Consider the following 6,171-nt stretch of genomic DNA (forward strand, 5'->3'; position numbering starts at 1 on the left):
TTCGGGGTGAGCTCGCTGTGGGCGCTGTTTTGAGCCAATCCGCAAAGGACGCGGCTTGTCTCAAAATCAGGCCTTGTCCTAAGCGGCAAAGCCGCCAAGGACAATTTCACGGCGATCTCACCCCGAATTTCTCCGCTCCAGCCGCTCAACGTTTTAACAGCCGTTTGAGCACTCACGCCAATTGACAAGCTATGGTAAATTGATGGGGAACCACGCAAATGACGGCCGTGGTTAGTGGTCACAAGATTTAAATTGGTGACACCAGTACAGTCAGTCTGATGAACTCGGACAAGATTTTGGCGAATCAACTGAATATCGGTAAGTTTCCACCAATGGATTGTTAAGAATGCGAGTAGAGATGTTCAGCCTACGCAAAGTATCCCGGTCTCCAAATCCGAATCTGTTGGCATTGCCGTACCACCCCAAAAGTGGACGTTTGTTTGACCTCTAGCTTGCAAATGCACTTCGTCAGGTACCCAACTTCGATTGCAGATCGGCTCAATTCTGCCTAGCAACCGGCTGGGACTGCGCGGCTCAGTGGTGAAATTGTCCTTAGCGGCTTTGCCGCTTAGGACAAGGCTCGATTTGAAGACAATTCCCGCTTTTGGAATTGGCTTCAAACGATGCCCACCACGTTCCAGTCCGCAACAGCAGTCCCAGCCGGTTGCGCTCACGCGCAACACCCAGCACACCTGCAATCAAGCGAAAGATTAGGAACAGCCGGTCATCACAAAGCAGTTCAAAAAAATGGCGCAATCAGATTAATTGATCTGGTCGCTCCATTTTTAGTGGGACTACAATTCCGAACTAGCTGGTCAATCGCTGAAGCTGTTGGGCCAAAGCGCGTTGAGCCATTCGATCGCCAAGCCCGTCCAATGCGCCACGTGGGCTTCTTGATGGGCCGGCTTACGGGCGGTGGCTTTGGTGGCCAAGGCCATGCCGTGGGGACCGTGATGGAATAGGTGATATTCCACCGGCAGATCCATTTTGACCAAAGTCGTGACGTAATCCAAGGCATTCAACGGCGGAACAGCGCCATCTGTGACCGTATTCCAGATGAAGGTGGGGACATGTTGCGGCGTCAGCCAGTTTTTCGCCACGTATAGGGCTGGGTCAGCGGCGATTTCCGGCAATTCGGCGGGGGTGTGGGGCCAGCCCATGGTCAGATCGGTGACGGGATAGCCCAAAATCAGCGCCTGACTCTTTAAAGTAGATCCAGTTAAGCCGTGCTCGCTGAGAAATTGCTGATTTTCCGGCAGGTCCGCCAACAAACTGGCCAGTAACCCACCAATGGAAAAGCCAGCCAGCACAGTTTTGTCATTGTCCAAATGCCACGTGGCGGCATGGTCGTGGATCACTTGCAAACCATTGGCCACGTCCAGCAACGGCGCTGGCAACAGCGGCTGCTGATCCGACCGGAAACGATAATCCATGTAAAACGTGGAGAAACCATGATTATAAAAAGCTAGGGCAATGTTGTCATCCACATCCGCTTCAATATGGGTCAGCCCACCGCCAGGAATGAAGAAGAGGATCGGCCACTGCTGCTGCGGCAAATGCGCGCCAGGTTCATGTAAGAAACCGGTCAATTGTAAGGCCTGACCGTTCCGGTGCTTGGTCGTGAAATCGTATTGAATTTTTTGCAAAGTGGTTCACTCCTTAACAAAATTTTTGCATCTTTAGTGACATTTCGAGTAAGATAGAAGACGGCTGAGAAAAGTAACCATGATTATCGCCAGTTTTTTCAGGAAATCAACAGCGGTGAAGTGGTTGAATCAAATGGGGTGGTCATTAAGATGAATGAATTGAAAGGCGGCCGAATCTGCTTGCGCCCTTTTCAAGCGGCAGATATTGACTTGATCGAAAAGCTAGGAACAACGCCACTTTATCACCAATCCGCGGGCTTTGCAATTGTCAGAAACGCGGCGGAAGTGCAACAAGTCCTGCACATTTATCAGGAAAGGCCGGAGAGTTTCGTCATTGTCCAGCAGGCGACGGGAGCGGCGATCGGGTTGGTCGAGTTGAATCAACGCGGGGTCGATCCGGCCAGCGGTTTGGATCGCACCCGTGAACTTGGGTTTATTTTGCTACAGGAATACTGGGGGCAAGGCTACATGACCGAGGCGCTGCAAGTCTTATTGGGCTGGGCTTTCCCGCAGTTAGCCTTGACCGAAGTTTGGGCCGGCCATTATGAAAATAATCAGCGCTCTGCTAGGCTTTTGCAGAAAATCGGCTTTGAATTTCGCTACGAAGTGACCCTGCCATTCAAGTTTATTGAGCAAACTCAAGAAAAATATTATTTGTTGACACCAACAAGATGGCAACGGTTACGGGAAAAAACGAACTTTTTTCCCGGATAAGCTGTGTTATACTGATTGTGAGTAAAAATTTATGGAGTGATTGGATGGCAGAGATGGATTCGTTTCAGCACCGATTGAAAGAGCTTGAAAACAACCCAGAGCTTCGCGTGATGCGAAGTACGAATAACGATTTACCTCTGGTGGATCAACATCTGGAACAATACATCGTTTACACGGATTTCCAATTTGACCAACGCCGGGAGAAAACCAACTCGATTTTTGTGTATACGCCTTGGATGAACCTGGATTCCCAGGGGCGGATCCGGACGGATTTTCAGAATCAGTTGTTGTTTGATTACGACGGTTGGCAGAAGCAAATTCATATTGCGGTTTTAGAAACTTTAGGCGCGGCGTCGAAGTTGGCCTTTTTCGATTATCAGAATCATGGCCTGGCCCAGCTGTCCATGGGGGCGTTGATCAAATTGGCCCAGCGGCTTGAGGTGACCTCGATCAACGCGTCCCTGTCTTCGTTTGATGGTGGCGATGATTTCCAACGGATCAGTTACCTCTATCAGAAGGTTGGTTTTCAGGTCAAACAACAGGATCTGACCCGCGGCTTGGCGACTTTCGAGTATCATTTGGATTAGCGACCGCGCTTGGCGGCTTTTTCAAAGCGTTGGTTTTTCCGAGACTTCAGTTTTCGGAAAACTCATTGCTTAGTTGTCTCATTTTCAGATGATCCATTTTCTCAAAGTTTCAATTTCTCGGGAAAATTCCAGGGAATTGTGGGGTAGCCCTTGTTTTTTAGCAAAAAAATGATACATTTAATGTAGTAAACACGTTGAGGAGATCTTATGTCGCCTGCAGAGAGACGGTGGTTGGTGCGAACCGTCACGCGACAGCTTCCAATTTCCTAGTGGGCGGCGAGGAGTCGCACGGCATGGCCGTTATTCAGTTGAGCGCAGGCAGGTTGACTGCTTGAAGTTGGGTGGTACCGCGAATGAAGTCAGTTCGTCCCTAGATAGGGAAGGACTGTTTTTTTATACCCAAAAATAGAAAGGGAGAGCGCAATGTTAGATATTAAATTGATTCGCCAGAAACCAGATTGGATCAAGGAGAAGTTGTCATCCCGTGGCGTAACCGCCGGCGAGATCGATGATTTATTAGCGCTAGACAGCACCCGCCGGGAGAAAATCGTCGCGACGGAAGCGTTGAAGAAGCAACGTAATGAAGTTTCCGCTGAGATCGCGCAGATCAAGCGGGCGAAGGGCGATGCCAGCGCGACGATCGCGGCGATGCGTCAGGTCGGCGATCAAATCAAGGCAATCGACGCTGAACTGGCCGATTTGGATAGTCAGGTCGAGTATATTTTGGTCCGGTTGCCGAACATCCCAGCCGATGACGTTCCTGTTGGTCCCAACGAAGATTACAATCAGGAAGTCCGGAAGTGGTCAACGCCGCGGGAATTCGATTTTACGCCGCAAGCTCACTGGGACTTAGGCGAGAAATTAGGCATTCTTGATTTTGAACGCGGCGCTAAAGTGGCCGGCGCGCGTTTTGTCTACTATAAAGGTCTGGGTGCCAAGTTGGAACGGGCGTTGTACAATTTTATGCTGGACGAACACGCCAAAGAAGGCTACGAAGAGGTGATCCCTCCTTATTTGGTCAACAATGAGGCGATGTTTGGCACCAGCCAATTTCCGAAATTCACTGAAGACGTTTATACGATCGTCAATGAAGGCGAACCGTTGACCTTGATCCCGACAGCGGAAGTCCCGTTGACCAACTATTATAGTCACGAAATTTTGGACGAGGCCCAATTGCCCGTTTACTTGACCGCTTTGACGCCCTGCTTCCGCTCAGAGGCTGGTAGCGCCGGCCGCGATACCCGTGGTTTGATCCGGTTGCACCAGTTCAATAAGGTGGAAATGGTCAAGTATGTTAAACCGGAGGACTCTTATCGGGAGTTGGACAAGCTGACCGCTGACGCCGAAGATATTTTGCGCAAGTTGAACTTGCCGTACCGGGTCATTGCCTTGGCTTCCGGCGATGCCAGCTTCTCATCTGCCAAAACTTACGATTTGGAAGTTTGGATCCCCGCGCAAGACACGTATCGGGAAATCTCTAGCTGCTCCAACTGTACCGATTTCCAAGCTCGGCGCGCGCAGATCCGTTACCGCGACGCCGATGGCAAAGTCCAACTGGTCAATACATTGAATGGCTCAGGCTTAGCAGTCGGCCGGACCGTGGCGGCGATTCTCGAGAACTACCAGAACGCGGACGGCTCGATCACGATCCCCGACGCCCTAGTGCCATATATGAATGGTGTCAAAACGATCCCCGCGAAATAATCGTCCCAGCGCTCGCCTGCAATCAGGCGGTAATTTGGCGATTAGAGAATTTTTGGATTCAACAATTCTGTGATGCGGCAATTCTGTGAATCGATGATTTAGTGATTCAACGATTTAGTGATTCAACAATTCTGCAACGAGCATCTCGGCAGAATTGCTGGCGCCTGCTATCGGGTGCTCAGCGCAGCCATTGTTATGAACGCCTCGGCCAGCGCGCCAAGCAGGTCAGTTAGTCAGCGACTAACCGACCTGCTTTTTTGTTGCTGTTTCTGCCGTCAATGATGGTCACCGTTGATTGCCGCCGCAGTGGATGGTGGAAACGCGTTGGCTAAAAATTGTTGCCGCAGTTGGTCAACTGGGACCAATCAACTAGGGGCGATCGACTAGGGCTGATCGACTGGGGCTGATCAATTGGGATCAATCAACTTGGGCCGATCAACCGGGACCGATCGACCGGGATCAATCGACTATGACTAATCACCTAGGAGCGATCGACCGGGACCATTCAACTAGAGTCAAGTGAACGAAAATGACCATCCGGGACTAATCGAACGGCACCAATCAATCAGGACTAATCGAGTCGGGTCAGTCGTGCGTTGCCGGCCGTTGTTGTGCGTCGCTAAAGGTCCACTTTCTGTAAATGATCGGGGCCAGACCGTTTTGGGTGAAAACAGGCCGAGTTTCACCATGACCAGGCCGGCCGGGCGGCGTTAGACCAATATTTTTTAAGCGCCAAGTTGGCCGAGGTTGAGTATTCACTTTCCCTATTTCATAGGTTTCTTACCGAAGAATTGGATAAACGATAAGCGCAATTTCTGGAACCGCTGCTTTTTTTCTGCTTTTTTCTGAATTTTAGTTGACGAAAGAGGTGTAAGTTGGTAAGATAGTTTGTGTTGCGAAACAGCGATTATCGAAGCGCTTCATTCATTGTTCTAACAACCTTTTCTGAAAAAGTTGTTGACAAGGAATTGACCGCGTGATAAGATATAAAAGTTGCTTTTGCGACAAGGTAGACCTTTGAAAACTGAACAAAGTTTCGATAAATGTGCAGGGTCGATAACGATTTCGGTCGTTATCTACAAAGAACATTTGCGAAGTCAATTCGCTAGTTAATGAATTTAAAATTGAGTCTAACTCAAACTTTTATATGAGAGTTTGATCCTGGCTCAGGATGAACGCTGGCGGCGTGCCTAATACATGCAAGTCGAACGAGTTTCGACATTTACGGAAGATGCTTGCATCGGAAGAAAATGTTGAGACGAGTGGCGGACGGGTGAGTAACACGTGGGTAACCTACCCTAAAGTGGGGGATAACATTTGGAAACAGATGCTAATACCGCATAACAATCAAAACCGCATGGTTTTGATTTGAAAGATGGTTTCGGCTATCACTTTTGGATGGACCCGCGGCGTATTAGTTAGTTGGTGAGGTAACGGCTCACCAAGACATTGATACGTAGCCGACCTGAGAGGGTAATCGGCCACATTGGGACTGAGACACGGCCCAAACTCCTACGGGA

The 6,171-nt window shown here is 49.7% G+C and carries 6 protein-coding genes and 1 rRNA gene; 4 read left to right on the forward strand and 3 right to left on the reverse strand.

The annotated features are described in order from the left end of the window. The 3 genes from EKM94_RS12000 to EKM94_RS12010 form a co-directional block, all read right to left on the reverse strand. Positions 1-308, reverse strand: a 308-nt coding sequence (locus tag EKM94_RS12000; RefSeq protein ID WP_164511239.1) for a hypothetical protein, incomplete at its 3' end; no start/stop codon positions are given. A gap of 54 nt (positions 309-362) precedes the next feature. Next, on the reverse strand, positions 363-620 hold the full coding sequence (locus tag EKM94_RS12005; RefSeq protein ID WP_125602355.1) for a hypothetical protein: 258 nt from the start codon (positions 618-620) through the stop codon (positions 363-365). A gap of 195 nt (positions 621-815) precedes the next feature. After that, entirely contained in the window at positions 816-1,646 is an 831-nt protein-coding gene (locus EKM94_RS12010; RefSeq protein ID WP_125602358.1) for an alpha/beta hydrolase, read from the reverse strand. Positions 1,647-1,796: 150 nt separating this feature from the next. Here EKM94_RS12010 and EKM94_RS12015 point away from each other — a divergent pair, with 150 nt between their 5' ends. The 4 genes from EKM94_RS12015 to EKM94_RS12030 all read left to right on the forward strand — a co-directional run. Beyond that, positions 1,797-2,360 (forward strand): GNAT family N-acetyltransferase, encoded by a 564-nt coding sequence (locus EKM94_RS12015; protein ID WP_125602361.1) that lies wholly within the window; start codon positions 1,797-1,799, stop codon positions 2,358-2,360. Between the two features lie 44 nt (positions 2,361-2,404). Further along, positions 2,405-2,947 (forward strand): hypothetical protein, encoded by a 543-nt coding sequence (locus tag EKM94_RS12020; RefSeq protein WP_125602364.1) that lies wholly within the window; start codon positions 2,405-2,407, stop codon positions 2,945-2,947. Positions 2,948-3,370: 423 nt separating this feature from the next. Further along, complete coding sequence (gene serS, locus EKM94_RS12025) at positions 3,371-4,651, forward strand: serine--tRNA ligase (RefSeq protein WP_125602366.1); 1,281 nt, start codon at positions 3,371-3,373, stop codon at positions 4,649-4,651. A gap of 1,143 nt (positions 4,652-5,794) precedes the next feature. Then, positions 5,795-6,171: ribosomal RNA gene (locus tag EKM94_RS12030) — 16S ribosomal RNA — on the forward strand; the annotation flags it as partial.

This window comes from Lapidilactobacillus achengensis (assembly GCF_003946655.1).
GTDB classification, from domain to species: Bacteria; Bacillota; Bacilli; order Lactobacillales; family Lactobacillaceae; genus Lapidilactobacillus; species Lapidilactobacillus achengensis.